This window comes from Enterobacter cloacae complex sp. P40C2 (assembly GCF_014930695.1).
GTDB classification, from domain to species: domain Bacteria; phylum Pseudomonadota; class Gammaproteobacteria; order Enterobacterales; family Enterobacteriaceae; genus Enterobacter; species Enterobacter pasteurii.
Genome location: NZ_JADBRP010000016.1, coordinates 15,017 through 41,869, shown reverse-complemented (window position 1 = coordinate 41,869; position 26,853 = coordinate 15,017). Strand labels below are relative to the sequence as shown.

The 26,853-nt window shown below is 61.2% G+C and carries 30 protein-coding genes; 6 read left to right on the top strand and 24 right to left on the bottom strand.

Features of this window, described 5'->3' with window-relative positions; translation table 11 throughout:
• Positions 1–217 precede the first annotated feature (217 nt).
• Positions 218–1,243: a TerC/Alx family metal homeostasis membrane protein gene (locus IM304_RS20705; protein WP_148420518.1), complete on the top strand. Its 1,026-nt coding sequence runs from the start codon at positions 218–220 to the stop codon at positions 1,241–1,243.
• A 94-nt stretch (positions 1,244–1,337) separates the two neighbouring features.
• Here the strand turns inward: IM304_RS20705 and IM304_RS20700 are convergent, their stop codons facing one another.
• From IM304_RS20700 to IM304_RS20690, 3 genes are all read right to left on the bottom strand, one after another.
• Positions 1,338–2,000, bottom strand: coding sequence for an HAD family hydrolase (locus IM304_RS20700; protein WP_148420519.1), 663 nt, complete (start codon positions 1,998–2,000; stop codon positions 1,338–1,340).
• Positions 2,001–2,105: 105 nt separating this feature from the next.
• Entirely contained in the window at positions 2,106–2,900 is a 795-nt protein-coding gene (locus IM304_RS20695) for an SDR family NAD(P)-dependent oxidoreductase (RefSeq protein WP_193355790.1), read from the bottom strand.
• Positions 2,901–2,932: 32 nt separating this feature from the next.
• On the bottom strand, positions 2,933–3,814 hold the full coding sequence (locus tag IM304_RS20690) for a LysR family transcriptional regulator (RefSeq protein WP_193355791.1): 882 nt from the start codon (positions 3,812–3,814) through the stop codon (positions 2,933–2,935).
• 99 nt (positions 3,815–3,913) lie between these two features.
• Between IM304_RS20690 and IM304_RS20685 the strand changes: the two genes are divergently transcribed.
• Entirely contained in the window at positions 3,914–4,420 is a 507-nt protein-coding gene (locus tag IM304_RS20685) for a phenolic acid decarboxylase (RefSeq protein ID WP_148387039.1), read from the top strand.
• 59 nt (positions 4,421–4,479) lie between these two features.
• On the opposite strand, the gene acpT is transcribed toward IM304_RS20685, so the two are convergent.
• From acpT to IM304_RS20585, 20 genes are all read right to left on the bottom strand, one after another.
• Positions 4,480–5,073, bottom strand: coding sequence for a 4'-phosphopantetheinyl transferase AcpT (gene acpT, locus IM304_RS20680; protein WP_148420522.1), 594 nt, complete (start codon positions 5,071–5,073; stop codon positions 4,480–4,482).
• A gap of 2 nt (positions 5,074–5,075) precedes the next feature.
• Positions 5,076–6,305, bottom strand: coding sequence for a beta-ketoacyl-ACP synthase (locus tag IM304_RS20675; RefSeq protein WP_193355792.1), 1,230 nt, complete (start codon positions 6,303–6,305; stop codon positions 5,076–5,078).
• Complete coding sequence (locus IM304_RS20670; RefSeq protein WP_148420605.1) at positions 6,302–7,033, bottom strand: 3-ketoacyl-ACP reductase FabG2; 732 nt, start codon at positions 7,031–7,033, stop codon at positions 6,302–6,304. Before IM304_RS20670 ends, IM304_RS20675 begins: the two co-directional genes overlap by 4 nt.
• 2 nt (positions 7,034–7,035) lie before the next feature.
• Positions 7,036–7,509, bottom strand: a complete 474-nt coding sequence (locus tag IM304_RS20665) for a 3-hydroxy-fatty acyl-ACP dehydratase (protein ID WP_148420524.1) — start codon at positions 7,507–7,509, stop codon at positions 7,036–7,038.
• Positions 7,509–8,675, bottom strand: coding sequence for a beta-ketoacyl-[acyl-carrier-protein] synthase family protein (locus IM304_RS20660; protein ID WP_193355793.1), 1,167 nt, complete (start codon positions 8,673–8,675; stop codon positions 7,509–7,511). Before IM304_RS20660 ends, IM304_RS20665 begins: the two co-directional genes overlap by 1 nt.
• A 1-nt stretch (position 8,676) precedes the next feature.
• A complete protein-coding gene (locus tag IM304_RS20655) occupies positions 8,677–9,255 on the bottom strand; it encodes a DUF3261 domain-containing protein (protein ID WP_193355794.1) in 579 nt (192 codons plus the stop codon).
• Complete coding sequence (locus tag IM304_RS20650) at positions 9,252–11,573, bottom strand: MMPL family transporter (RefSeq protein ID WP_193355795.1); 2,322 nt, start codon at positions 11,571–11,573, stop codon at positions 9,252–9,254. The genes IM304_RS20655 and IM304_RS20650 overlap by 4 nt, the downstream gene beginning before the upstream one ends.
• Entirely contained in the window at positions 11,542–12,147 is a 606-nt protein-coding gene (locus tag IM304_RS20645; protein WP_193355796.1) for an outer membrane lipoprotein carrier protein LolA, read from the bottom strand. Before IM304_RS20645 ends, IM304_RS20650 begins: the two co-directional genes overlap by 32 nt.
• On the bottom strand, positions 12,144–12,566 hold the full coding sequence (locus tag IM304_RS20640) for a thioesterase family protein (RefSeq protein WP_193355797.1): 423 nt from the start codon (positions 12,564–12,566) through the stop codon (positions 12,144–12,146). The genes IM304_RS20645 and IM304_RS20640 overlap by 4 nt, the downstream gene beginning before the upstream one ends.
• A 3-nt stretch (positions 12,567–12,569) precedes the next feature.
• Positions 12,570–14,261, bottom strand: coding sequence for a glycosyltransferase (locus IM304_RS20635; protein ID WP_193355798.1), 1,692 nt, complete (start codon positions 14,259–14,261; stop codon positions 12,570–12,572).
• Positions 14,252–14,602 (bottom strand): hydroxymyristoyl-ACP dehydratase, encoded by a 351-nt coding sequence (locus IM304_RS20630; RefSeq protein WP_193355799.1) that lies wholly within the window; start codon positions 14,600–14,602, stop codon positions 14,252–14,254. The genes IM304_RS20635 and IM304_RS20630 overlap by 10 nt, the downstream gene beginning before the upstream one ends.
• Positions 14,589–15,938, bottom strand: a complete 1,350-nt coding sequence (locus IM304_RS20625) for an acyl-CoA synthetase (RefSeq protein WP_193355800.1) — start codon at positions 15,936–15,938, stop codon at positions 14,589–14,591. Before IM304_RS20625 ends, IM304_RS20630 begins: the two co-directional genes overlap by 14 nt.
• Positions 15,931–16,530 (bottom strand): hypothetical protein, encoded by a 600-nt coding sequence (locus IM304_RS20620; RefSeq protein WP_193355801.1) that lies wholly within the window; start codon positions 16,528–16,530, stop codon positions 15,931–15,933. The genes IM304_RS20625 and IM304_RS20620 overlap by 8 nt, the downstream gene beginning before the upstream one ends.
• On the bottom strand, positions 16,502–16,753 hold the full coding sequence (locus IM304_RS20615; protein WP_176609276.1) for an acyl carrier protein: 252 nt from the start codon (positions 16,751–16,753) through the stop codon (positions 16,502–16,504). Before IM304_RS20615 ends, IM304_RS20620 begins: the two co-directional genes overlap by 29 nt.
• Positions 16,754–16,765: 12 nt before the next feature.
• On the bottom strand, positions 16,766–17,023 hold the full coding sequence (locus IM304_RS20610) for a phosphopantetheine-binding protein (protein WP_003861263.1): 258 nt from the start codon (positions 17,021–17,023) through the stop codon (positions 16,766–16,768).
• On the bottom strand, positions 17,004–17,831 hold the full coding sequence (locus IM304_RS20605; protein ID WP_148420535.1) for a 1-acyl-sn-glycerol-3-phosphate acyltransferase: 828 nt from the start codon (positions 17,829–17,831) through the stop codon (positions 17,004–17,006). The genes IM304_RS20610 and IM304_RS20605 overlap by 20 nt, the downstream gene beginning before the upstream one ends.
• Complete coding sequence (locus IM304_RS20600) at positions 17,816–18,538, bottom strand: beta-ketoacyl synthase chain length factor (RefSeq protein ID WP_193355810.1); 723 nt, start codon at positions 18,536–18,538, stop codon at positions 17,816–17,818. The genes IM304_RS20605 and IM304_RS20600 overlap by 16 nt, the downstream gene beginning before the upstream one ends.
• Before the next feature lie 125 nt (positions 18,539–18,663).
• A complete protein-coding gene (locus IM304_RS20595) occupies positions 18,664–19,713 on the bottom strand; it encodes an AI-2E family transporter (RefSeq protein ID WP_003861270.1) in 1,050 nt (349 codons plus the stop codon).
• Between the two features lie 136 nt (positions 19,714–19,849).
• Positions 19,850–20,407, bottom strand: coding sequence for a DcrB family lipoprotein (locus IM304_RS20590; RefSeq protein ID WP_148420537.1), 558 nt, complete (start codon positions 20,405–20,407; stop codon positions 19,850–19,852).
• Positions 20,408–20,479: 72 nt separating this feature from the next.
• Positions 20,480–21,145, bottom strand: coding sequence for a 7-cyano-7-deazaguanine/7-aminomethyl-7-deazaguanine transporter (locus tag IM304_RS20585; RefSeq protein ID WP_022649676.1), 666 nt, complete (start codon positions 21,143–21,145; stop codon positions 20,480–20,482).
• Positions 21,146–21,314: 169 nt separating this feature from the next.
• Here IM304_RS20585 and tusA point away from each other — a divergent pair, with 169 nt between their 5' ends.
• The 4 genes from tusA to IM304_RS20565 all read left to right on the top strand — a co-directional run bounded on the left by tusA (position 21,315) and on the right by IM304_RS20565 (position 24,537).
• Positions 21,315–21,557 (top strand): sulfurtransferase TusA, encoded by a 243-nt coding sequence (tusA, locus tag IM304_RS20580; protein WP_148420538.1) that lies wholly within the window; start codon positions 21,315–21,317, stop codon positions 21,555–21,557.
• 189 nt (positions 21,558–21,746) lie between these two features.
• The gene (locus IM304_RS20575; RefSeq protein WP_193355802.1) at positions 21,747–22,718 is read left to right on the top strand and encodes a TRAP transporter substrate-binding protein; all 972 of its coding nucleotides are present in this window, start codon (positions 21,747–21,749) and stop codon (positions 22,716–22,718) included.
• Between the two features lie 12 nt (positions 22,719–22,730).
• Positions 22,731–23,240, top strand: a complete 510-nt coding sequence (locus IM304_RS20570) for a TRAP transporter small permease (RefSeq protein WP_148420540.1) — start codon at positions 22,731–22,733, stop codon at positions 23,238–23,240.
• Positions 23,241–23,250: 10 nt separating this feature from the next.
• Positions 23,251–24,537 (top strand): TRAP transporter large permease, encoded by a 1,287-nt coding sequence (locus IM304_RS20565; protein WP_193355803.1) that lies wholly within the window; start codon positions 23,251–23,253, stop codon positions 24,535–24,537.
• A gap of 89 nt (positions 24,538–24,626) precedes the next feature.
• Here IM304_RS20565 and zntA read toward each other — a convergent pair whose 3' ends face one another.
• Positions 24,627–26,798 (bottom strand): Zn(II)/Cd(II)/Pb(II) translocating P-type ATPase ZntA, encoded by a 2,172-nt coding sequence (gene zntA, locus IM304_RS20560; RefSeq protein ID WP_193355804.1) that lies wholly within the window; start codon positions 26,796–26,798, stop codon positions 24,627–24,629.
• Positions 26,799–26,853 lie beyond the last annotated feature (55 nt).

Sequence of the window (26,853 nt, the reverse complement as noted above, 5' to 3'; positions counted from 1 at the left end):
TGATGTAAATAAGACGTGACTCACAGATAATGCGCGCTGCGGAATGTGCCTAAACGACAGATGCACCACCCCACGTTGTGAGGTAAAGTACCTACCTTGCGCGGCCAAAGAGCTGCGGTTTTGTGGGGTATATGCGAATAACACGTTCCCCCATTTCCACTTCTGGTTTACGCCAGCCTGCATGGTGTTGTGTTTTGTCTTCTTAAAAGGGTTGTCTATGTCTGCTGCTCATCTCGGTTTCCCGACGGAAACCGTTGTTGTCTTTGTGGTGATGGCCGTTGGGGCGATGTTTATCGACCTCTTCATGCACCGTCACGATAAACCGATCTCGCTGAAAAGCGCGGCCATGTGGTCCATCTTCTGGGTCATGATGGCCATGGCGTTTGCCGGCTTCTTATACGTGCACCACGGCGCGGAGATGGCGAGCCTGTTCCTCACCGGCTATGCGCTGGAAGAGGTTCTCTCCGTCGACAACCTGTTCGTGATGATGGCGATCTTCGCCTGGTTCGGCGTGCCGGATAAGTATCGCCACCGCGTGCTCTACTGGGGCGTGCTGGGGGCGATCGTGTTCCGCGGTATTTTTGTTGCCATCGGCACCAGCCTGCTGAGCCTGGGGCCATACGTTGAGGTCATTTTTGCGCTGGTCGTTGGCTGGACTGCGGTGATGATGCTGAGGCGCAATGAAGAGAGCGACGAGGTGGAAGATTACTCCGGTCACCTGGCGTACCGCCTGGTAAAACGCTTCTATCCGGTCTGGCCAAAAATCAGCAGCCATGCGTTTATCCTGACCCAGAAAGAGGTGGATGCCGAACTGGAGAAGCCTGAAAACAAGGATGTGATGGTAGGCCGCGTGAAGAAGGCGAAGCGCTACGCGACGCCGCTGCTGCTCTGCGTCGCGGTGGTGGAGCTGTCCGACGTCATGTTCGCCTTTGACTCCGTCCCCGCGATCATTGCCGTCAGCCGCGAGCCGCTGATTATCTACAGCGCAATGATGTTCGCGATCCTCGGCCTGCGTACCCTCTACTTCGTGCTGGAGGCGCTGAAGCAGTATCTGGTGCATCTGGAGAAAGCGGTAGTGCTGCTGCTGTTCTTCGTGGCGTTCAAGCTGGGGCTAAATGCGACCGACCACTTCTGGCATCACGGTTACAGCATTGGCGCAACGGCCAGCCTGTTCGTGGTATTAGGCGTGCTGGCGCTGGGGATTATTGCGAGCGTGATGTTCCCGGGGAAACGTGAGGCCTGATGTACCGCCCGGTGGCGCTTCGCTTACCGGGCCTACGATTTGGTTTTCTCCCTCTCCCTGTGGGAGAGGGCGGGGTGAGGGCAAAAGACCGCACTTACCCCTTAATCGGTGAGTTCCGGCGCTTGCGCGGATGATGGAAGTGCCGCCAGTGCGGATCCTGCGCCGCTGCCAGCAGCTCGTGGTCGCCTCGCGTGTCGCCCCAGGCGCGCAGGTGATACGCGTTCAGGTCGCCATACACCTTCTCCAGCCTCGCCACTTTCTGCGCGCAGCGGCAGTTGTTGCCGGTGATCCGCCCGGTCAGCTTGCCGTCTTTCACCTCCAGCTGCGTGCCAATCAGCTTAATGCCGAGCTTGTCGGCCCACGGCTGTAATACCAGCGCCGGGGAGGCGGAGCAAATCGTCACTTCCGCACCGGAATTGACTTCGTTAGCCACGGCCATGACGCCTTCCGGGCGCATCAGCTTGCTCCAGTATTTTTCACAAAAGGCCTCTGCCTGCTGGCGTAACCAGTGCTCATCCACCCCCGTCAGGAAGGTTTTAATCAGCACCTCTTTCAGCTCATCACGCGTCAGCTTGCGGCGCACGCAGTGCAGCGTGGGCAGGGCCATCCGCACCAGGCGGCCCGCAAAGTAGCGCTTGCCAAAGGCAAAGCGCAGGAAGGGAATAAAGCTGTCGTGGTGCGTCAACGTACCATCAAAGTCAAAGACAGAGAGCACGCTGGATCTGGCCACGGCTTCGTCGGCAATCATATTGGTCATAAATACGTCTTAGCTTAAATACACATTCTGTTCACTAGTTTACCTGCTTTATCTTCACAGTCCTTATATCAGTCCTCATTTTTTCTCTAACCTGTGACTGACGGGTCAAACTATGTCATCCACCACGCCACCGTCGACGCGCAGCGCCGCGCCGGAGGTAGCGGAGGCCTGCACTGAACAGACATACACCACCATATTGGCCACTTCTTCAACCGTCGCGGCGCGCTGAATAACCGAGCTGGGGCGGTTCGCCATCACAAACGCGTTCGCCAGCTGTTCCAGCGATTTACCGGTTCTCTCCATCTCGTCTTTCATCATCGCGGCGAAACCGTCCGACATTGTCGGCCCGGGCAGCACGCTGTTCACGGTGACGCCGCTGCCGGCCACGAACTTCGCCAGCCCGCGCGCCAGGGAGAGCTGCGCGGTTTTCGTTACGCCATAGTGGATCATGTCCGCAGGAATATTGCAGGCCGATTCTGACGAGATGAACACCACGCGGCCCCAGCCTTTTTGCACCATGCCCGGCAGCAGGGCGCGGGAGAGCCGCACGCCGGACATCACGTTGGTTTGCCAGTAGCGTTCCCAGGTATCGTCATCGGTGGAGTAAAAATCCTGCTGACCATAAATCCCGGCGTTATTGACCAGAATATCGACCTGCGAGGCGACCCTGAGCAATTCGTCTACGCCTTCCGGCGAGCTGAGATCGGCGACGGCGGCACGAACCTGGACGCCTGGCACCACCTGCTGCAGCGCCTGAATGCCCTTATTTACCGAGTCGATGCTGCGCCCGTTCACAATCACTTCCGCACCGCTTTCCGCCAGTCCGCGGGCGATGGCGAAGCCAATCCCGCCGGTTGATGCGGTCACCAGCGCCGCTTTCCCCGTTAAATCGATTTTCATCGTTCGCTCCTTGTCGTCTTAACCTTCAGACCTTAAAGCGTAGCAGTTGACGATGGCGGCTCCTGCTTAAAAAGGCGCAACAACGTCTCAACCTGCTCGTCCAGCGGGCTAAGGGAGCGCTTAACGATGAGGTGAAGCGGCGTGGCGCGTCGAACGCCGTGGCTGAGGGGCAGGGTTTTGAGTATGCCTTGCTGAAGCTGGGGCTGAATGCGTTCTTCCGGTAGCCAGCCGTACCCAACCTGATACAACACCGCCTCGATCGCGGCATCAATGGTGGAAAAGGTCCACGACTCGCCGCCCGGGCGAACGGCGGGCTGGCTGTCTGCGATCTGAATGCGTGGCCACGGCCGCAGCGTCTCGTCATTTAGCGGCGTGTCCAGCGCAAAAAGCGGGTGCGCATGATGCGCGACGGCGACAAAATCAATGTTCATTAGCCATTCACCCAGCCCGGTAATGTCCTGGCGGCGGGTTAAGACCATCACGTCGGCTTCATCATTGAGCGCATCTTCCCGGCTGTTTTCCAGCACCTCGGTGAGCCGCACCTGCGTTTGCGGATACCGCTGCTGGAACTGGCGCAAAATCGCAAACAGCCGGCCGCGCGGAAAAATACTGTCTACCATCAGATCGATACGGGTTCGCATACCGCTGCGCAGGGTGGCGGCGCGCGTCTCAACGTAGGCGAAGGCTTTCAGCAGCGGCTTCACCTGATTCAGCAACAGCTCTCCCGCCGGGGTCAGCACCGCCCGCCTGCCTTCAGTCATTAACAGCGCCACGCCAAGCCGCTCCTGCAAAAGCGACAGGTTATAGCTGACCGAGGACTGGCTGCGGTGCGTCTCCTCCGCAGCTCTGGCAAAGCTGCCAGCCTCAACTACTCTCTCCAGCAGGGCCCATTGTTCTAGCGTCGTCTTATGCATTATCAATCTAAATTTTGGATGAATTTGATTCAAAAATAGCGTTATTCATTCATTTTTTGAAGGGGTACGATAGCTTCATCAAAACAAAGGAGACATCTTATGAGCACCTTCGACAAACATGACTTAAGCGGCTTCGTCGGCAAACATCTGGTTTATACCTACGATAATGGCTGGAACTACGAAATTTACGTCAAAAACGAGAACACTCTCGACTATCGTATTCACAGCGGTCTGGTGGGCAACCGTTGGGTGAAAGATCAGCAGGCGTACATCGTTCGCGTCGGGGAGAGCATCTATAAAATTTCCTGGACGGAGCCAACCGGTACCGACGTAAGCCTGATTGTGAACCTGGGCGACAGCCTGTTCCACGGCACCATCTTCTTCCCGCGCTGGGTCATGAACAATCCGGAAAAAACCGTCTGCTTCCAGAACGATCACATTCCGCTGATGAACAGCTACCGTGATGCCGGTCCGGCCTATCCGACGGAGGTGATTGATGAATTTGCGACGATTACCTTTGTACGCGACTGCGGCGCTAACGATGACAGCGTAATTGCGTGTGCCGCCAGCGAGCTGCCGGCAAACTTCCCTGAAAATTTAAAATAAGCTTCGCAACGCGTTAAATGCACATCGGCCATTGCGGTTTTACCGGAATGGCCGTTTTTTTATGCCGCAGAGGTACCGGAATAAGCGATTAATTCCGCCGTCAGGGTGAAGGGCGTGGGCGTACAGACCGCAAGGCTCAGCGAGCCGACGCGTAGCTGGCTGACCGGCAGCGGCTGCGCGGTGCTGTCAATGCTGACAATCTGCCACGCGCTGCCGCCGCGCTGTTTGACGATGGCCTCTTTGCGCGTCCAGATGCGCCAGAAGGCGGAAAGCTGCTCTTCCGGCGCTTCACGCTCCAGCTCGGCATGTTCGGTAAGGCTAAAGACGGCATTCGCCAGCGCCTGCCAGTTCTCGCGCGGGCGGATCGCTTCAATATCGCAGCCAACTTCGCCTTCGTCGCTCAGCAGCAGGGCAATGTCGTCCCCGCTGTGGCTCAGGTTAAACCACAGCGGATGGCCGCTAGCGAAGGCCGGTTTTCCCTGCTCGCCGTAGATTATCTCGGGGAGAGGCGAGGGGGATAAGGTTCTGGCGAGCAGCGTCCGGCCTGCAAGCCAGGAAGCGCGTCGTGCACCCTGAGGTGCCCTGTCTGCGAGCGTTGACGCCAGCGGGTCCGCGCTAAGGGTGGAGATCTTTCCCAGTACAAACTGGTACATAGTTACGCCCAGCGTTTGATGATTATTGAGGTATTGATGCCGCCAAAGGCAAAGTTATTGCTCTGTATAAATTCGCAGTCAATCGGGCGGGCTTCCCCCATAATATAATCTAAAGCGCCACATTGCTCATCCGGTTGTCTTAAATTGAGCGTCGGCGTGAACCAGCCCTCCCGCATCATGTGCAGGCTCAGCAGGGCTTCCAGCGCCCCGCAGGCGCCCAGAGTATGGCCGAAGTAGCTCTTTAAGGATGAAATGGGCACCCCGTCGCCGAAAATGGCGGCGGTCGCCTGGCTCTCGGCGATATCCCCGCGGTCGGTCGCCGTGCCGTGGGCAGAAATGTAGCCGATGTCCTGAGGCTGCAGACCGGCCATCGCCAGCGACTGCTCCATACACACCTGCATGGTTTCACGCTGGGGCTGAGTGATGTGCGCCGCATCGCAGTTGGTGGCAAACCCCACGATCTCGCCATAAATTGTCGCCCCGCGCGCGGTGGCGTGCTCCAGCTCTTCCAGAATTAAGGTGCCAGCCCCTTCGCCAATCACCAGGCCGTCGCGCTGAACGTCAAACGGCGACGGCGTGGTTTTCGGCGCGTCGTTACGCTGGCTGGTGGCAAACAGGGTATCGAAAACCGCCGCTTCCGAGGGGCACAGCTCTTCCGCGCCGCCTGCCACCATCACCGTCTGGTATCCGTGACGAATCGCTTCCCAGGCGTAGCCAATCGCCTGGCTGCCGGAGGTGCAGGCGCTCGACGTGGGGATCACCCGTCCGCGCAGGCCAAAGAACAGCCCGGTGTTGACCGCAGTGGTGTGCGGCATCATTTGCACGTAGGTGGTGCCGGTAATGTTATGGGTGTGCTTTTCCGTGAGCATGGAGGCAAACTCGCTGACCGGCCCGGTGCTGCCCGTCGACGAGCCGTAGGCGATCCCGGTCTGACCGTTGGTGAGCACCGCGTCGTCGATCAGGCCCGCCTGCTCCAGCGCCAGCTCGGTGGCGCGGGTTGAAAGCAGCGACACGCGGCCCATGGCGCGAATGCGCTTGCGGGTATAGTGAGCGGGGAGGGTGAAGCCTTCAATCGGCGCGGCGAGCAGGGTTTGCAGGCCGTCATACGCCTGCCACTCCGTCATGGTGTGCACCGCATTTTCATACCCGCGCAGGCGGCGCGAAATGGTCGGCCAGTCCTCGCCAAACGCGGTAACGCCGCCCGTGCCCGTAATCACTACCCGGCGGGTCATAGCATGCCTCCGTTAATCGAAATCACCTGGCGCGTCACATAGCCTGCCTTATCCGACATCAGGTAGCTCGCCAGCCCGGCCACCTCCTCGGCCTGGCCCATGCGCTGCATGGGTATCATCGACATCGCCGCGTTCAGCGCGGCCTCGTCCATCTCGATCATGCCGGTATCGATCAGCCCCGGCGCGATGCAGTTGACGGTGATTTTACGTTTCGCCAGCTCGGTGGCGAGCGCTTTGGTGGCCCCGATAATCCCGGCTTTGGCCGCGCTGTAGTTCACCTGCCCACGGTTGCCCATAATGCCTGACACCGACGACAGGGTGACGATCCGCCCGCCCCTGCGGGTGCCAATCATCGGCATAATGCAGGGGTGGATGACGTTATAAAAACTGTCGAGATTGGTGTGGATCACGCGGTCCCAGTCATCCTCGCTGAGCGCCGGAAACGCGCCGTCGCGGGTAATCCCGGCGTTACTTACCACGCCATAAAACGCGCCGCGATCGGCGATCTCCTGCTCCAGCACCGTGCGGCACTGCTCGCGGTTGCCCACGTCGAACGTGAGTAAACGGCCCGCGCCGCCCGCCCGGACAATCGCATCCAGCGTCTCCTGCGCGCCCGCCTCATCACGATGGTAGTGCACGCCGACGGTAAAACCGTCCGCCGCAAGCTGAAGGGCGATGGCGCGGCCAATGCCTTTGCTGGCCCCGGTGACCAGTACGGATCGACTCAGACTCATGATGGTGTTCCCTGGTTGAAAAGTGTGGTTAATTCATCCTCGCTCGGCTGGAAGGTATTCACGCGGCCCGTGGCGAGGGGCACGCCGTCGCACTGAACGGCGCACTCGAAGCTGCCGAAGCGTTCATCCTGCATCAGGCGTTCGATGGTGATGTTCAGCGTGCTGCCTGCGGCAAAATGACCCGCGCCGCACGCCAGCTCGCGCGCGCCCAGCACCATACCCAGCGCACAGTGCGGCAGCCCTTTTTGCATCCGGTGCCACTCAGACCAGACGCCCACGGTCTGGGCCATCAGCTCCAGCGCAAACCAGCCGGGCAGGTCGCCATTAGCGTTCAGGAAGGGCGCAAGGACGCCCTGCCCGTTTACCGTCACGCGGCAGACGGCGCTGTCGTCGGTGACGCTTTCAACGGTTTCGAGCAGCATCATCGGCGCGTCGTGAGGAAGATAATCGCCTGGCGGTAAATAGCGCATCACACTCTCCCCAGCAGAAGGCTGGCGTTGTTGCCGCCAAACGCGAACGAGTTCGACAGGATCGTCGGCTTTTTCAGCGGCGCGCTGTGGTGCAGCAAGCCGCAGGCGGGGAGCGTGTCGTCCGGCGCGTAGCGGGAAAAATCCTGCGGCGGCAGCGGCAGGCCGCGGGTCAGGATCAGCCAGCTCAGGGCGGCCTCCGTGACCCCGGCGGCGCCCAGCGTGTGGCCGGTTAGGTGTTTCGTCGAGCTGCACGGCACGCGTTCGCCAAAGAGGTCGTGGATCGCCTGCGCCTCGATCCGATCGTTCAGCGGCGTGGCGGTGCCGTGCAGGTTGATATAGCCTACGTCCTCCGCCGTGATGCCCGCCTCGTTCAGCGCCTGGTTGATGGCGCGGATCGCCCCTTCACCCTGCGGATGCGGGGCGGAAATATGGTACGCATCGCTGGATTCTCCCGCGCCCAGAAGCGCAATTTCTCCCGGCTCGCGGGTCAGCACCATGAGCGCCGCCGCTTCACCAATGGTGATCCCCCGACGGTCGCGGCCAAACGGCTCGCACAGGGTCGGCGAGAGTGACTCGAGGCTGTTGAAGCCGTTAACCGGCATGCGGCTCAGGCTGTCTGCCCCGCCGACGATGGCGACGTCCACCAGCCCGGCGTCGATCAGGCGACGCCCGCTGATAATCGCCCGCGCGCTGGAGGAGCAGGCCGTCGAGATGGTATACGCCGGGCCGTCCAGCTCAAGCCAGCTGGCGAGAAAGCGCGACGGATCGCCGAGCTCCTGCTGCGGGTATTGCCACTGCGGGCTGCGCTCCCCGCTACGGGAGAGGCGCACGTTTTCATCGCCCTCGTCCAGCCCGGAGGTGCTGGTGCCCAGCACCACCGCCACGCGGTCGCGTCCTGCGCGGTTAATGGCCGCCTCAACCGCGGGCCGGATTTGCGCCAGCGCCGCCAGCAGCAGCTGGTTGTTGCGGCTGCGATGGGCGGAAAAACGCTCGGGTATAGGCGGAAGTTCACCCTCAACGCCTCCCAGCACGGCCTCCGGAAAGCCCTGTAGCCAGCCCGCGCGCGGACGCATCCCGGGCGCCACGCCTGCGTTCAGGTTTGCCGCTATTTCATCAGCCGAGTTGCCCAGGGCGTTGACCATGCCAACCGCAGAAAGGTAAATCATCTCAGTCACCCAGATATTGAATGGTGATGTGGTAGTTAAAAACGTGCTGCACAATGCTGACCGGCTCGCGTTTGCCGCTGCGGTTCAGGTAAACAATTTCCGTAACCAGTTTGCCGTCGGGGTTGCGCAGTTCGCGTCTGGCGTCAGTATCGTTCAGCGTCCAGCCTTTCGGCAACTGCGGCTGCCAGGCGCGGAGCGGCCAGTGGCTAAGCATCACATCGGCCAGTACCTGGCTGGCTGGCGGCAGCTGCGGCATCACAACCGACTGCTCGGTGTGGATCCCGGTCTCGTCGTAGGTGGCGAGGAACAGGCGGATCCCGACGGAGGAGAGGCCGGCAAGCGTCACTTTATGTTCGTCTGCGTTCAGCATTACCAGCAGCGACTGGGTTTGACCCTTAAAGCTGCCGGTCAGAAGCTGCTGCGAACGAATCGCCGGGGTGATGCCCGGCGGCGGTAGCGTGACGCGGGTGCCCGGCTGTAGCCAGGCCTGAGGGCGCGCGTCATCGCGGTTCGTCGTATGGCTACATCCCGCCAGCAGCAGGGCCATCACGACCGTCGCCAGGCGAATAAAACGGGTCATGGTGTGTTCTCTTTGTTAGCGGGCATCGCCAGCGGAGCGAGCAGGAACGCGGTAAAGATACCGCTCACCAGCACAATGCCAAAACTGCTGATGGCCTGGGTGGTGCTGAACACCAGCATCCCCAGCGTCAGCAGGGTAGTCATCATGGCAAGGGTAATTGCCAGCATGGAGGTCAGCGGCGTACCGCGCGGGTTGCTGAAAAACAGCGTGTAGTTGATGCCAATGCCCAGAACCAGCACCAGCGCCAGCAGGGAAAACAGGTTCACCGGGTGGCCAGCCACGGCCAGCGCCGCCAGCCCGCCGCCCAGCGACAGCACGGACGGCACCAGGGCCACCAGCCCTTTTCGCCAGCCGAGACGCACCACCGCGCCGCAGGCAATCACCGCCAGCGCCACGCACAGCAGCCCCGTCAGCAGCGCGCGGTAGAGCGCAAACAGGCTGTCGAAGCTGGCCTTACGGTCGACCCAGACGACCCCTGCATGGCGGGCGGCCAGCTCGCCGAGTGCGGCGCTGTCTCTGACGCCGTCGACCGGAACCAGCACGCCGCTTTTACCGTCCGGCAGCGTCAGCCACAGCAGTCGCCAGCCCTCGCTGGCGGGGCTCGCGAGCCACGCCTCCACGCTGACGGGCATGGCGTTCAGATTCGGCGTCACGGCGTTCATCCCCGCGCTTTGCAGCATGTTCGTTACCGTCGGCGCGGCGCCGCGCAGCAGTCGCAGATCGCTCTCCTGGCGCGTCAGCGAGTTCAGCGGCAGGGTGCGCCAGCGGGAAAACTCGCCGGCTTTTTGCGCCTGCGCCAGCGCCGGGGTAAACGCCTCCAGCCGCTCCAGCGTTTGCTGAGCCGACGCGCCGTACACCACAAACCACTTCTGATCGACGTTCTGCCCGGTCAGGGCGGTGATGGCTTTTTCCTGGGCCAGTATGTCCTGCGGCAGCGCCTGAAGCTGGGCGATATCGTCATCAACCCGCAGGCTGGCGATCCCGATGGCGGAGAGCAGCGCCAGCGCTAACGGCAGCCCGACGGAGAGGGCTCTACCGTTGCGCCATGCGTTCAGCCAGCGCTGCATCACCCCGCTCAGGGGAACCGGGCGAACCGGCATACCCCGGCACAGCCACGGATGCCAGAAAATCACCGTCAGGCACGAGGCGCTCAGCCCTGCGGCGGCGAACACCGCCATCTGCCGAATGCCGGGGAAGGGAGCCAGCATCATGAAAAGATACGCCACGACGGTGGTCAGCAGCGCCAGCAGCAGCGCGTTACGCACTTTCTCCAGGCTTTGCCAGGGCGTCTGTGTCGCGCCGTGCACCATCCGCTCCGTGAGGTAGTAAATCGTATAGTCCGCCGAGATACCGATGATGCTCATGCTCATCACCAGCGTCATCAGATGCAGCTCGCCGAACAGCAGGAGCGTCGCGACCGTGCCCGCCAGCGCGCCGATGGCAATGGAGAGCAGGCTCAGCAGCAGCGGGCGCACGGAGCGGAACACCGACACAATCAGCAGGATCGCGCCGAGCACCGTGGCGACGCCGAGCGTGGAAATATCCCGTTTGGCCTGCTGGCTGGCGTAATCGCTGTAGAACACCGTTCCGCGCGAGAGCAGCTGCGCCTGTGGATAACGGGCTTTCAGCGTCTGCTGCAACGCGTTAAGGGTGGTCACCAGCCGGTGGGTTTGCTGCATATCAAACGAGGAGCCCGCCAGCTCGCCGTGCAGCAGATACCAGTAGTTTCCGGCCTCATCTTTCGTCACCAGCCAGCCGTCCATCAGCTGCATCTTCTGGCTGTTCTTCGCCAGCGCGAGCTGCGCGCCGCGCGTCAGCATCAGCGGATCGTTTTGCAGCTCCCTGCCGCTCACGCCGGAAAAGGCGGAGTAAAGCTGCGACAGGATCCACCGGGCCTGCGCCTCTCCGCCGTTTTGCAGGCGGGCGCGGGTGGCCGGATCGATCAGACCATTGCGGTGCTGCCAGAAAAAATCCCCCCACGCCCGTTGCCCGGCGGCGTCCAGCGGGCCTTTTACTTCGCTGAGCGCCTGGCTGCGCTGCAGCAGGGTTAACCACTGCTGCGCCACGCGCGGGTCCGGCCGTTTGCCGGGGCTGACCAGCCAGACGAGCTGGCGGTCCAGGCGCTGCATAAACCCGTCGTTGAGGGCCGGAGGAACTGCCCCGAGCGTCTGTTTTGGCAGCATGGCGAGCACGCTGCTGTTCAGCCGCGCGCCGGGCAGCAGCGACAGCAGCACGACGAGCAGGATCAGGCATAACCCAGCCCACAGCAGCGCCGGGCGCAGAGGGTTACGGTGCGGCAAAGCGTTGGCGTTCTGCATCGGTCAGGCGAGCGGGCGTAAGCTGGTGGCGGGAAAGGGCGATATCCGTCGTGTCGCCCTGCCTGTCGTTCAGGCGAATAGACTCCAGATAGAGGGCGCCCTGCAAATCAAGGGTGGCGAAAATCTTGTCCAGCGGTGTGGTGACAGGCGTCAGCACCAGCGACCAGCGGCCTTCCCCCCGATCCTGAAAATCGATGCGGAAGTTCTCTTCCAGTACCTTACGGTCGGCCTGGAACAGAGCCCGCAGCAGATGGTTGAACTGGAACATCTGCGGGTTATTGTCGGCGGTGATGGTCTGCGGCGGCTGGCCGCCGATCGCCTGCACCATCCGTTTGTCATCCAGCAGCAGCGTCATCGGGAACGGCGCCTGTTGATCCCACAGCAGGCCGTCGTCACGGGCGATCAGCATCTCCCCCCGCGAGCGCAGCGGCTGGGGCATGCCCTTGATGGTGCGGGTCTGCTCAAAGTGCGCGCGCACGACCGGCTGCTCCGCAAACCGCTGCTGCAGTTCATCCAGCGTCACCGCGCTGCCCAGCGGGCTAAGCAGCAGAGCGATAAGAGGTATCCATTTCATGGCGCGATCCCCATGCGTTCGAACAGAATGGCCGGGCTGACAAAGCACATCTCCCGGCTTGCTTCATCCACCGCCACCTGAATGGTGTAGCCGGTGGTGGTGCGCTTCCCGGTTTGCGCGTCAACGATTTGATAGGCGATGCGCAGGCGGTTTTCATACTCTTCAATCCGGGCGCGAACGCGGATGCGCTGCTCGAAGGTCACCGCGTCGCGGTACTTCACGCGGGTATCCACCACGGGCCAGACGTAGCCCGAGGCTTTCATCTGGCGATAGCCGTAGTCAAACTGGTTGAGCAGCGCTTCGCGGGCAATCTCAAAGTAACGGAAGTAGTTGCCGTGCCACACCACGCCCATCATATCGACGTCGTGGAAGGGGACGATGATTTCAACTTCAGCCGTAAAGCGGGGATCGGTCAGCACCCTTTACTCCTTCTCGTTGACCTCTGGCAGTCGCCAGAAATCGAAAAAATTAAACCAGTCGAGCGGCGACGTGAGCGCGTAGTGCTCCAGCCGCTGCGCATAGCGGTCGACGGTCTGCTGTAGCGCCTGCTGGCGTTCGCCGCGCGGCAGCACCAGCGGGTCGGCGAAGCGCTCGCAGTGCAGGGTCAGTTTTCCCTGCTGGCAGAGGGCAAAAATGAGCACCACCGGGCAGCGTAAGATGGACGCCAGGATAAACGGCCCCTGCGGGAACGGCGCGGGCTGGCCCAGGAACTCGCTCCAGATCACCCGCCAGCTGCCGCCGCGCTGTGGGGTGACGGCGATGCGATCGCCCACGATCGCCACCCATTCGCCGCGATCGAGCTTCTCTTTAATGAGGATGGCGGTATCCGGGCCAATGTCGGTGACCGGCATCAGGTGAATGCCCGCCTGCGGGGCCATCTCCTCCATCACCTGCTTAAACCGTCTGGCGTTATCGCTAAAGACCAGCGCGTTGATGGTTTTTGCCCCTTCACGCTGCGCCAGCGCCCGGCAGGCTTCCACGTCGCCAAGGTGCGATGCCAGCAGCAGTTTGCCCTGAGGATCGTCGAGACCAAGCGCCTCCTGCGCTCCCGGCGCAAAGACCAGATCGCGATGCAGCTTCATTTCGCCGCGCCAGCTGGCCACCTTGTTGAGCATGGCATGACCGAAGCGCAGGAAGTGGGAAAAGCTGTTGAGCCGCGCGGGTTGCGGCATTTGCCGCTGCGCCATCACCCGCCTGACGCGCGCCAGCCACTGCCGGGACGCCTGACGCGCAGAGCGGGCGGTGAGCCAGTAGACGGCGGTCACCGGCCACAGCAGGACGGTAAATGCCTTTCGCCCCAGCAGTTGCCAGACGCGCAGCATCAGGCGCATGCCCCACAGCCCTTTCACCTCCTGCTGCCGCGCCCAGTGCTGCGCGCGGCGACGCATCAGCAGCGCGGGCATGCGCGGCAGCATGCCGAGGAACAGGCGGGTATGCATCAGCGAGATGCGCACGTTGTCTCTCAGGGCATCGAAATGGGATATCCCGTCCGGCGGATAGGTCACGCGGGTAGGCAGAAAATAGCTGGCGTTGCCCTGCCAGTAGAGTCGCACCATCACCTCGGTGTCAAAATCCATCCGCTTACCGAGCGGCGCCTCTGCCGCAAGGCGCAGTACCGGTGCGACAGGGTAAACGCGAAAACCGCACATGCTGTCTTTCAGCTGCAGGGAGAGGGTCTCGATCCAGACCCAAACGTGCGTGATCCAGCGTCCGTACAGGCGCGAGCGGGGAATTGAATCATCGTAAACGGGCTGCCCGGAAATTAACGCCTCCGGGTGGCGTTCGGCCAGCGCCAGCAGTTTGGGGATGTCTTCGATAGCGTGCTGGCCGTCAGCGTCCACCTGAACGGCGTGGGTGAAGCCGCGCGCTGCGCAGGCTTCCAGACCCCGCATCACCGCCGCGCCCTTACCGCGGTTTTCTGGCAGACGCAGCAGCGTCACCTGCGGTCGCTCCGCCGCCAGCGCTTCAAGCGTGCGGCGGGTGGGGGCATCGCTGCCGTCGTCCACCACCAGGCAGGGCAGATCGAACGGCGCGAGGCGCGCCAGCACCGAGGGCATCGTCGCGCCGTGGTTGTAGCACGGGATCAGCACGCAGGGGCGGAAGGCTACTGGCATAAGCGAATTTTCCCGCTGCTGGCGGTAAGGCGCTCGCCGCCCGCATGGCGCTGATAGCTGAAGGTGAGCATCTGGCGTTCGGGCTGCCAGGCCAGGAGCAGCGACACCGTATTCTCAGGCAGCAGCGGGGCCGCAAACTTCACGTTCTGAATACTGTGAAAGCGATAGCCCGGCGCCAGCGCGGCGGCGTAATGCATCACCCAGTCGAGCTGCGCCACGCCGGGAAGCAGCGGCTGTACGGCGAAATGCCCCCTGAACCAGACCAGGCCGGGGTCGAGATAGAGCGTTATCTCCAGATGCCCGGGCTCGGGCTGGCGGCGTTCGATCTCATGCATCTTCATGAAATAGCTCCTGTAGCTGCGCGGTCACGCGCTTGTTCATGCTGTTGACCGGAATTTCATCAACGATGCGCCAGCAGCGCGGTACGGCAACCGGTTCAAGCCAGGGACGAAGGGCGCGACGCCAGGCGGATTCCTGAACATTTTTACCCACGCTTTCTCTGTGCAGGCGCGCCTCGTCGCTGAGCACCAGCAGCGCGCCAATGCCCTGACGCCCGCCGCGCGTGACCGCCAGCGCGGCGGCCTCGCGGATGCCGTCCAGCGCCAGCAGGCGGCGCTCGACTTCCTCGAGCGAAATGCGCTTATCTTCAATTTTGACCACCCGCCCCCGACGCCCGGCGAGGCTGAACCGCCCGTCAGTCGTGAAATGCAGGATATCATCCAGCGCGATCCCCTCCGGCTCGTGGATCAGCGGCGACAAAACGCGGTCGCCGTGAAACGTCACGCCGGGGAATGGCTGCCAGAGGGTGCTTTCCTCCTGACGGTAGCGCCAGGCCATAACCCCCGTTTCCGTGCTGCCGTAAATCTCGTCCGGCCAGACGCTGAGCCAGCCGTGTACCGCGGCAATATCCCGCCAGGGCAGCACGCCGCCGGCGGAGAGAAGCAGGTCGACGGGCGGCGGCGTCAGCGACGGGTCAAGCCGCCTGAGGAACGCCGGGCTGCTGATGAAAAGATAGCGTTTATCGTCGGGAAGGGCAGAGAGCTGTTCGGCATAGCTGAGCAGGCTGGCGTGCAGCGGCAGGCCGAGCGCCATCGGCAGGACGACACGAAACGTCAGGCCGTAGAGGTGGTGTAGAACCACGGAAGCCACGACGTGACGGCCCGCCAGGCGATCGCCAAAATGGTTCGCCAGCAGGCGGGCTTCGCGATCCAGGCTGACCACCGGCTTGCTCACCCGCTGCGGCGTGCCGGTCGAGCCGGAGGTGTAAAGCTCAATCACGCGCGTTTCGTCGATATCGGGCAGCGGTGAAAAGGCGCGGTCCGTCCGCGTTGCGCAAGTCACCCGCAGCTGTCGCCCCTGAACGTCAAGCGCGGTATCGCTCAGGATGCCGCTGAACAGCGCCCGCTGCTCGTCAAGCTGCGCGCCGCGGGCGTGGCCGGGAAGAACGGGCGTTTTGCCCGCGTGCAGCGTTGCCAGCAGCGCGACAATAAACAGATAGCCGTCCTCAACGCACAGCGCCCAGCGATCGCCGCCTTCATGACGCAGCGCGTCGACCAGGCGCGTGACGTCGTGGCGCAGGTCGCCGAGCGTCCAGAGGCGCTCCCCGCGCCAGGCAACGGGCGTATCGTCAGGACGGGGCGCGTTGAGCCACTGGCTCAGCGGAAGAGGATTAATCATCGTTTTTCATCACCCGTTGCCGCACCAGCCACTCGCAGATCGCCAGCGTGCCCATCAGGAGATACGCAATCATCCCGTTCCACAGCGTCCACAGGCGGATATCGCCGTGCAGCACGGTAAACAGCGCAATCGCCCCGTTGATAATAAAAAAGCCGCACCATACCTGAGTCACCCGGCGCGTGTAACGTACCCCGGCGGGGGAGAGATCCGGTTCACGCAGGCGCGCCAGCCGTTCGACGACAGGCATTGACGTCCACAGCGAGCCGCCAAACGCCGCCAGCATGACCAGATTCACCGCCACCGGATAATACAGTACCCACCGGTGCGCGTGCAGGACATAGCTCGCGGCGCAAAGCACGATGCCCACGAGCGCTACGCCCACGAGGGTGTAGCGCAGGGGGCCGTCCTGCCGGCGGGCCTGGCAGACGCGCAACAGCAGCACCAGCGCCATCACGGGCAGGATGCCGTGCAAACTATTATTCGCCAGACCGAAGCCGACCAAAAACGGCCATGCCAGCAGCATCAGCCCCGTCAGGACGGGAAGTACCGGAATCGAACGCACGTTACGCGTCGCGCTGAAGCTGTTCCACAACGTCCACGACGTCCTGCACCGTGCGCACCGCTTTGAAGGTTTCAGGCTTGATTTTATGGCCCGTTTTCTTTTGCAGGTGCACCACCATATCGACGGCATCGATGCTGTCGAGATCCAGGTCTTCGTAAAGCCGTGCCTCTGGCGTAATATCCTCCGGCGCGACTTCAAACAGCGTAATAAGAAGCGCAGAGACTTCCTGATAAATCGTTTTTTGTTCTGTCATAGCGGGTCATTCTCAGGCGCGTTGTTGATGGATAAAAGCAGCGAGCGTGGCAACGGAATAGAAGTGCTGACGCATCTCGTCGCTTTCGGCAGAAAGCACTACGCCGTACTGATTTTTCACCGCCAGCCCCAGCTCAAGGGCATCGATTGAGTCCAGACCCAGCCCGTCACCAAACAGCGCGGCGTCTGTATCAATATCCTCTGGGGTAAGTTCTTCCAGATTCAGCGTAGAGATAATGAGATTCTTAATTTCAAGATAGAGCGCTTGCATCTTTCGTTCCTGACAAAGATTGAAGACCGGTTGTTAACTGATGCTGCATATGCCGGTTTAACTGCCTTGCCGCCAGCGCGGGCTCGTGCTGGCTCGCATCATAAAAATCATGAATGTTGATGCGTTCGCGAACATCCACGGTGAAAACAGGTTTGTTGGGGGGAACGTTATACCAGCTGCTCTGTTTATCCAGCATCCGTTCGCTACAGTGGATAATAACCACGCGCACGGCGCTGTTGCAGCGAACGGCGATATTCGCCGCCCCGCGTTGCAGGGTAATCCCTTCGCCCACCCGGGTGCGGGTCCCTTCCGGGAAGATGAGCAGCGTGTCGCCCTGGGCCAGACGCCGCTGGCTGGCGGAAAGCAGGGCGTCTGCTTCGCTGTTAATCAGATAATCCGCCGCGCGGATCGCGCCGCTGACGAACGGGTTACGCCGCAACGCGCTTTTCACCAGACAGTCGGTTTCGTTCATCACCGAAGCCAGCAGGACGTAGTCCAGCAGCGAAGGGTGATTCGCAATCACCAGACAGCCGCGCTCGGCGCGCAGCGCGTCCAGGTTCGTGAAGCGGTAATCCAGCACCCCCACCCCGCGTACCACCGCGAGGAACAGGCGAAAGCTGGCGGAGATGCTGCGGCGTGCCAGACGGCGGCGCCTGGTGCGGTCGCGCTGGAAAATCAGCAGCAGGTTAAACCACACCAGCGACAGCATCAGCCCGCCGAAGCCGAACAGCGCGAAGCAGAATCCGGTCATCAGCACGCGCCATAGCCGTTCGAGGCGAGTAAGCAGCCCGCTCACCGGCGCGTCCATTGCCACTCAAGGCGCTCGCCGGGCAGCGTGAAGCGTTGTTCGTCGCTCAGATAATGGCGCAGGAACTGCAGGCTTTGCGGCAGCGCGGGCTCTTCACCTGCGCTTTTACCGTGCGTTTCACAGCTGAGCGCCTCTCCGGCTTCAATCACCAGCGCCAGCGCGTAGGGCCAGACGGGCATCTGGGGCGGCAGCCCGGCGTGGTAAAACGCGGGCAGCAGGCCGTCGAAATCCACCAGCAGCACGCGGGAGTAGCCCGCATGCAGCAGGCTCAGCACCTCGCATAAGCTCTGCTGAAAAGTATCCATACCGGCGGACACCGACGACGCGACGATCGGCTGGCGGGCAGCGATGGTCAAATTGCCAACCGCCGAGTTGTGGACCGACATCGCAAAATCGGTGGGTGAAACAGGCTCCTCTGCCGCCAGCGCTTCCAGAATGCGGTAATTGCGTTCCAGTTCGCCATGGCGGCTGGCGTAGACGACGGCGTCGATGCGGTGTTTGCGAAGCATGGCCAGGCCAAGATCGACGGCCTGCCTGCTGCCCGGGTTAAGGCGGCGGGCGGTCATCATCGGCAGATCGGTCAGTTTCGCCAGCGGCGCAGCGGGATCGATGGCGTCAGACCGGCGTGACCACGCCTGCCATGCGTCGGCATCGCTGAGTCCCGGCGCTCGTGCCTGCCAGTCGATAATGGTGAGTGTAAATTTCATCTGCGCGCGTCCGCGATAAACCTGTTTCGTTGTCTTTTTGTTCGCCAGCGCGATTTGCTGCGCACATCCTACAATGTTGTCGGCGCGCTGGCGAATAAAGGTCACTTTTAACCCTTTGCACCCGGTTATCCCGGCAAACGGCTTTTTGGCCGACCCGGCCCCAGCAGAATGGCGAGTTTACTGCCTCCTTTGGTGGTTTCCATCCAGATTTTACAGACGCTGGTAAGCGGCACGGAGAGCAGCATGCCCACCGGTCCCAGCAGCCATCCCCAGATCAGCAACGATAAGAACACCACCATCGTTGACATGCCCAGGCGGTGGCCCATCATGCGCGGTTCGAGAATGTTGCCCAGCACCATATGCACGACGAGGAACAGCGCCCCCACCAGCATACACTCATAAAATCCGTTAAACAGGAACGCCTGGATCATCGGCGGGACGGCGGAAAGCACCGCGCCGATATTGGGCACGTAGTTCAGTAAAAACGCCAGCACGCCCCACATCAGCGCGAACTGCACGTCCAGCAATACCAGCCCCAGCCAGACAATTACGCCGGTCCACAGGCTAAGCAGGGTTTTCAGCGCCAGATATTTAGAGACGCCCTTCAGCGCGCGGTGTAAACCGGCAATATGGATCTGCGGATTGTTCAGGGCAAAACGCAGCTTATACGGCACGTGGCGCACTTCGAACAGCATAAACACCACCGTCATCACCAGCAGCAGAATGCTGGCCATCGCCCCGGAAAGCCCCGTCATCAGGGTCGTGGCGTAGGTCATCACCTTCTCGGAATCCATCCGGCGCAGCATCCGTTCCGGTGAAATATGCAGGTTTACGAACGGCAACATTCGCTGGAGATCGACCAGCTTGCGCGTCAGCTCTTTATTGTATTGCGGCAGCATGGTGGAAAATTCGCTCAGCGAGGCGGCGAGCACGCCGAACAGCGCCGTCAGGACAACCAGCATCACCATCACCACGATGGTGATAGCGACCGGGCGGCTGATGCCGCGGCGTAAAAACCATGTCACCAGCGGGTTGAGGACGATAGCGAAAAACAGCGCCAGCAGCAGCTGGACAATGATATCCGCCGCCGCGTGGATACCCGCAAGGATAACCACCAGGCAGGCGAGTTTTAATAAAATATGGAGTCCGGCTTTATCGGGCGGGCTGGCAGTCATAAGAATTCCTTTTTCCGGGGGGGCCTGCTAATTGTAGTGCGCCGGAGTTGCTTCGTCTGGAGCGTTAGTCTGAAAGTCGCGGCAAAAAAATGGCCCCCGGCGCAAGCGACGGAGGCCACGTCATCCTGGTGAAGCGTTACTGGATCACGAGGGTGTTAATGATGTTTTCAGCGGTGGTCTGCGCTTTCTGCTGATCGTCTGCCGGCAGGGTGATCTGCATGGTCAGCAGTTTATTATCGACCTTGCCGAGCACGACTGAGGAGTACGCGGTCTGGCCTTTGGCAGAGATAATGCTGTCCAGCTGCTGCAGCGTGTGGCCTTTCAGTTCAACGGACTTGTTGGTTACCACCTGGAGCTGCGGGTCGCGGCTGCGCTGCTGATCTTCAAGACGTTTGGACAGCACGCCCAGATCTTCGCTGGTATCGTCACCGACAATCACGATCACCGCTTTTTGGCCGGTGGCATCGGAATAGACGTGCATGTTGTTTGCCTGGGTGCCCAGCTTACCGCTCTGGTCGGTCATGTCTGCGGGCAAAGAGAAACTGAGTTTGCCATCCATCAGGCTCACCGGCTGACCGGTGGCGTTGCTTTCTGCTGACGCGCCCTGAGCAGGCGTTTTGGTGTCGCTGTTATCACAGGCTGCAAGGCCAACTACCAGCAGGCCAATCCCGACATATTTAACCAGATTGCGCATTGACTTCTTCCTTTCGATAAACGGCCATAGCGGCTCATTCGTTCATCTTATCACAACTGATAAAGCGAACCCTTAACCTGCCTGCAATGCGGAGATTTCAGATTTATCTGCCAGCCTTTTCAGCAGCATATTCAACAGCACGCCGTACATCGGCAGGAAGAATACCAGGCTGATAAGCACCTTGAAGGCGTAGTCTACCAGGGCGATTTCCATCCAGTGCTCTGCCATGAAGGCGTCCGGGCTGCGCCAGAAGGCGATGAAGAAGAAGGCCAGCGTATCGCTCACGTTTCCGAACAGCGTGGAGGCCGTTGGCGCCATCCACCAGCGATGGTTCTGACGCAGGCGGTTAAAGACGTGAACGTCGAGGATCTGCCCCAGGGCATAGGCCATAAAGCTGGCGGCGGCAATACGCGCGACGAACAGGTTGAAATGCGTCAGCGCCTCGAAGCCCTGCCAGCTTCCCATATAAAACAGGGAGGAGATGGCGTAGGAGACAAACAGCGCCGGGATCATCACCGCAAAAATAATCCGCCGCGCCAGCGGTGCGCCGAAAATGCGCACGGTCAAATCGGTCGCGAGGAAAATAAACGGAAAACTGAACGCGCCCCAGGTGGTATGGAAACCAAAAATGGAGATCGGGAGCTGCACCAGGTAGTTGCTGGAGATGATCACCAGCAGATGAAATAGCGAAAGCCAGAACAACGCCTTAACGCGCTGCGATTGTGTAAAGGAGTTCATATTGTACCTTTTTGATTAATATTTGGGGTGAGGGAACCCAATAAAGCCGCCGCATGATACTGCTTTGACGACGCTTTGCAATGGCTAATTTTCACGCAATCGTTAACCTGGTTTGCATTGACGGCGGCGGGGCGTAAACTACAGCCGTTTTTACCTGAACGAGAAGAAAATGACCGACCTGTTTTCCAGCCCTGACCACACGCTTGATGCCCTGGGCCTCCGCTGCCCGGAGCCGGTAATGATGGTGCGCAAAACCGTGCGCAACATGCAGAGCGGCGAAACGCTGCTGATTATCGCTGATGACCCGGCCACCACCCGCGATATTCCCGGTTTTTGTACCTTCATGGAACACGAGCTGGTGGCGCAGGAAACGGAAGCCTTGCCGTACCGGTATATGATTCGTAAGGGCTGAGTGCGGCCTGATGTCCTCACCCGACCCTCTCCCGCAGGGAGAGGGAGATCATCTTTCTAAACCATCGTTTCAAAATTTAGCGCTTTTGTGAGGCGCTTCACCCTCCCTTTTCCAGCCGTAGTCTAATTTTTAAACGTCTAAAACTAAAACACCGTTTTAACGCTTATCTCACTACCCTGGAGCTACTTAATGAAAACGACCCTCAAGCCGTTACTGGCCGCTCTGTGCCTGTCTGCTTTTGCCTGCACCGTCTCCGCCCAAACCATTAAAGCCGCAGACGTGCACCCGGAAGGCTATCCGAACGTGGTGGCCGTGCAGCAGATGGGTGAAAAACTCAAACAACAAACCGACGGCAAGCTGGAGATTAAGGTCTTCCCGGGCGGCGTGCTGGGCGATGAAAAGCAGATGATTGAGCAGGCGCAGATGGGAGCGATTGATATGATCCGCGTCTCTATGGCACCGGTTGCCGCCATCCTGCCGGATATCGAAGTGTTTACGCTGCCCTACGTGTTCCGCGATGAAGACCACATGCACAAGGTGATCGACGGGGACATCGGCAAGCAGATCGGCGACAAGCTCACCGCCAACCCGAAATCGCGGCTGGTCTTCCTCGGCTGGATGGACTCCGGCACCCGCAACCTGATCACCAAAGCGCCGATCGTGAAGCCGGACGATCTGAAAGGGAAGAAAATCCGCGTGCAGGGCAGCCCGGTGGCGCTGGCCACGCTGAAAGCGATGGGGGCTAACTCGATCGCGATGGGCGTCAGTGAGGTTTACAGCGGTATGCAGACCGGCGTAATCGACGGCGCGGAGAACAATCCGCCAACCTTTATCGCCCATAACTACATGCCGGTTGCGAAAAACTACACCCTGAGCGGCCACTTTATCACCCCGGAAATGCTGCTCTACTCAAAAGTAAAATGGGACAAGCTGAGCGCCGACGATCAGCAAAAAATCCTGACGCTGGCCCGTGAGGCGCAGTTAGAGCAACGCAAGCTGTGGAACGCGTATAACGACCAGGCGCTTAAGAAAATGAAGGCCGGCGGCGTGCAGTTCCACGAGATCGATAAAGCGGTGTTTATCAAGGCGACGGAGCCGGTGCGCGCGCAGTATGGCGACAAGCATCAGGATCTGATGAAAGCCATCGCTGACGTTCAGTAAGCCGGAGTACGTATGTCCGAACTCTACCTGAAGTGGATGGACCGTCTGTACCTGCTCGCCATGACGGTGGCGGGCGTCTCGCTGCTGGTGATGACGATTGTGATCCCCATTGGCATCTTCTCACGCTACGTGCTCAATCGCGGGGAATCCTGGCCCGAGCCTGTCGCCATCATCTGCATGGTGACGTTTACCTTCATCGGCGCGGCGGTGAGCTACCGCGCCGGATCGCATATTGCGGTCAACATGCTTACCGACCGTCTGCCCGCGTCGCTGCAACGGCTGTGCGCGCGGGTGGTAGACCTGCTGATGCTGCTGATCGCCGGCCTGATGTGCTGGTACAGCTACTGGCTGTGCGTCGAGCTGTGGGATCAGCCGGTGGCAGAGTTTCCGCTCCTGACCTCCGGCGAAAGCTATCTGCCGCTGCCTGTCGGGTCGGCTATTTTGATCCTGTTTGTGCTTGAGCGCCTGCTGTTTGGCTCGCAGGAAAACCGTCCGGTCGTGCTGATCGGCAATCACAGTTAAGGGGTGAACGATGGATGCTTTTATTTTGTTATTCACCCTCGCCATTTTGCTGGCGCTGGGTATGCCGGTGGCCTTCGCCGTTGGCCTAAGCGCCGTGGCGGGCGCGCTGTGGATCGACCTGCCGCTGGAGGCGCTGATGATCCAGATAACCAGCGGGGTCAATAAATTCACCCTGCTGGCGATCCCGTTCTTCATCCTCGCCGGGGCGATCATGGCGGAAGGCGGCATTGCCCGGCGTCTGGTGAATTTCGCCTACGTGTTTGTCGGCTTTATTCGCGGCGGGCTGTCGCTGGTGAACATCGTCGCCTCGACGTTCTTCGGCGCGATTTCCGGCTCGTCGGTGGCGGATACGGCGTCCATCGGCAGCGTGATGATCCCGGAAATGGAGAAGAAGGGCTATCCGCGCGAATACGCCGCGGCGGTCACGGCGAGCGGGTCGGTGCAGGCGATCCTGATCCCGCCCAGCCACAACTCGGTGATTTACTCCCTGGCGGCGGGGGGAACGGTCTCTATCGCCACGCTGTTTATCGCAGGGGTATTGCCGGGCCTGCTGCTTGGCGTAAGCCTGATGGTGCTTTGCCTGTGCTTCGCCCGTAAGCGCGGCTATCCGAAGGGGGATAAAATCCCGTTCAGGCAGGCGCTGAAAATTATGCTCGACGCCCTGTGGGGGCTGATGACGGTGGTGATTATCCTCGGCGGGATCTTGTCCGGAATCTTTACCGCCACGGAATCCGCCGCCGTGGCCTGCCTGTGGGCGTTTTTCGTCACCATGTTCATCTACCGCGACTACAGGTGGAGCGAACTGCCGAAGCTGATGTGCCGCACGGTTAAAACCGTCACCATCGTGATGATTTTGATCGGCTTTGCGGCAGCGTTTGGCGCGGTAATGACCTACATGCAGCTGCCGATGCGCATCACCGAGTTCTTCACCTCGCTCTCCGATAACAAGTACGTGATCCTCATGTACCTCAACATCATGCTGCTGCTGATAGGCACGCTGATGGACATGGCGCCGATCATCCTGATCCTGACGCCGGTGCTGCTGCCGGTGACCAACGCCCTGGGGATCGACCCGGTACATTTTGGCATGATCATGATGGTCAACCTGGGGATCGGGCTGATCACCCCGCCGGTCGGGTCGGTGCTGTTCGTGGCGAGCGCGGTGAGTAAGCAGAAGATCGAGCACGTTGTGCGCGCAATGCTGCCGTTTTACGGCATCCTGCTGGTGGTGCTGGGGATGGTGACCTACATCCCGGCGATTTCCCTGTGGCTGCCGGGGGTGTTAGGGATGCAGTGACGCGTGCGGCCTGATGCCCTCACCCCGGCCCTCTCCCGCGGGGAGAGGGGGCAAACACCAGAAACGGCAACCCGGTTGCCGTTTCACTTTTACCTTTGACGCAACAACCGCAGCGCGTTCGCCGTCACCAGTACCGTCGCCCCGGTGTCGGCCAGCACCGCCAGCCACAGCCCGGTCATGCCGAGCAGCGTGGTCACGAGGAATATCCCCTTCAGGCCCAGCGCAATGCCGATATTCTGACGGATGTTGGCGCGCGTTGCCCGCGCGAGGCTAATCATCTGCGCCAGCCCGGTCAGGCGGTTGTGGGTTAGCGCCGCGTCGGCGGTCTCCAGCGCCACGTCGGTGCCGCTGCCCATGGCAATGCCAATGGTCGCCGCCTTCATTGCCGGGGCATCGTTAATGCCGTCGCCGACCATCGCCAGAGGGGCGTGGCGGTTCAGTTCGGTGACGGCGCTGACCTTATCGGCTGGCAGCAATCCGGCCTTAAACGCCAGCCCCAGCTCGTCGGCGATCGCTGCCGCCGCGCGCGGGTTATCGCCGGTCAGGATTACGCCCTGTATGCCTGATTTGTGCAGTGCGTCGACGGCCTCTTTCGCATCATTACGCAGGGTATCGCGCAGCGCCAGCAAGCCCATCGGTACGCCGTCCTGCATTACCGTCACCACCGTTTGCCCGGCCTGCTCCAGCGCCTGAACCCGGGCGGAAGGGGAGTGGCCCGCCGCGGCGATCAGCACTTTTTTTCCGTCGACCACCGCTTCAATCCCTGACCCGACCAGCGCGCGCTGCGCCGTTGCCGCCGGGATCGTTAACCCGCGCGCCTGCGCCTCGCGCACTATCGCCTGCGCCAGCGGGTGGGTAGAGCCTTGCTCCACGGCGGCGGCCAGCGTCAGCAGATCGTCTTCACTGACATCCTGCGGGTACACGCCGGTCACCTGCGGTTTGCCGACGGTGAGCGTTCCGGTTTTGTCGAAGGCGACGTGCCGGATCTGGCTCAGCTGCTCCAGCGCCGCGCCGCCCTTAATCAGCGCACCGCGACATGCCGCCGCCGCCAGCCCGGAGGTAATGGCCGCCGGCGTGGAGATCACCAGCGCGCACGGGCAGCCAATCAGCAGCAGCGTCAGCCCTTTATAAATCCAGCCCTCCCACGGCGCGCCGAAAAACAGCGGAGGAACGACGGTCACCAGCAGGGCAACCAGCATGATGGCGGGGGTGTAAATCCGGCTGAAGCGATCGATAAAGCGTTCGACCGGCGCGCGTCGCTCTTCGGCCTCTTCAATCAGCTTCAGAATGCGGTCGATGGCGCTGTCTCCCGGTTCGGACAGCACCCTAAGCTGCACGAGGCGGTCAACGCTGGTGGCGCCGGCGGGCACTTTCTCTCCTGCCGCGCGTTCAACCGGAATGGATTCGCCGGTAAGGGCGCTTTCGTCAAAGCCTGCGGTGGCGGTAAGCAGCGCGCCATCGGCAGGCAGGCGCCCGCCTGCGGGTACTTCAATCACGTCGCCCGGGCGCAGGGTGCTGATGGCCACCGTTTCGCGCTTATCGTTCAGAACCCGCGTGGCGGTTTCAGGCTTCAGGGCCATCAGCGCGCTCACCCCCTTACGCGCCCGGCTCGCCGCCCAGCCTTCAAGACGTTCGCCGATCAGAAACAGCAGCAGGACCATGGCTGCTTCCGCCGTCGCGCCAATAAACAGCGCCCCGATGGCCGCCACGCTCATCAGCGTTTCGATGGCAAACCAGCTGCCGCTTCGCATCAGGCGCAGCGCCTGACGGACAATCGGGAACAGGCCGACCAGCGTGGTGGCGATAAACGCCAGGTTGCCGAGCGGATGGTTAACCTGCTCCAGCCCCCAGCTCAGGGCCATCATGATGATGAGGGTCACGAGCGGCAGGTTTTCCTTCAGGGAGGAGGTCTTTTCAACAGGCGTCGTTTCGCTGCGCAGGGTATAGCCCGCCTTGCTGACCGCGGCTTCTACCTGTTTGCTGACGTTGCTATCGGCGCTGACCAGCAGCTTTTCGGTGGCGAACAGGACCTGAACGTGGTTCACGCCCGGCACCTGCCTTACCGCGTTTTCAACCTTACGGGCGCAGGCGGCGCAGTCCATACCGTTGACGAGCCAGCTGTAGCGGCTACCGCTTTCCGGCAGGACGTCAGCCTGCGTTTCGCATGCTCCCTCGCAGCAACAGTCGTCTTTCGGCGGAACCGGGCTGAGCTTAAGCGCCGAGAATTGTGGGACTTTTTTGGGTGCTTCTGGAGTCGACATGGCAGTCTCCGGTAATGATAATTTTCTCATTAACCGCAGCATACACTCTGGAGTC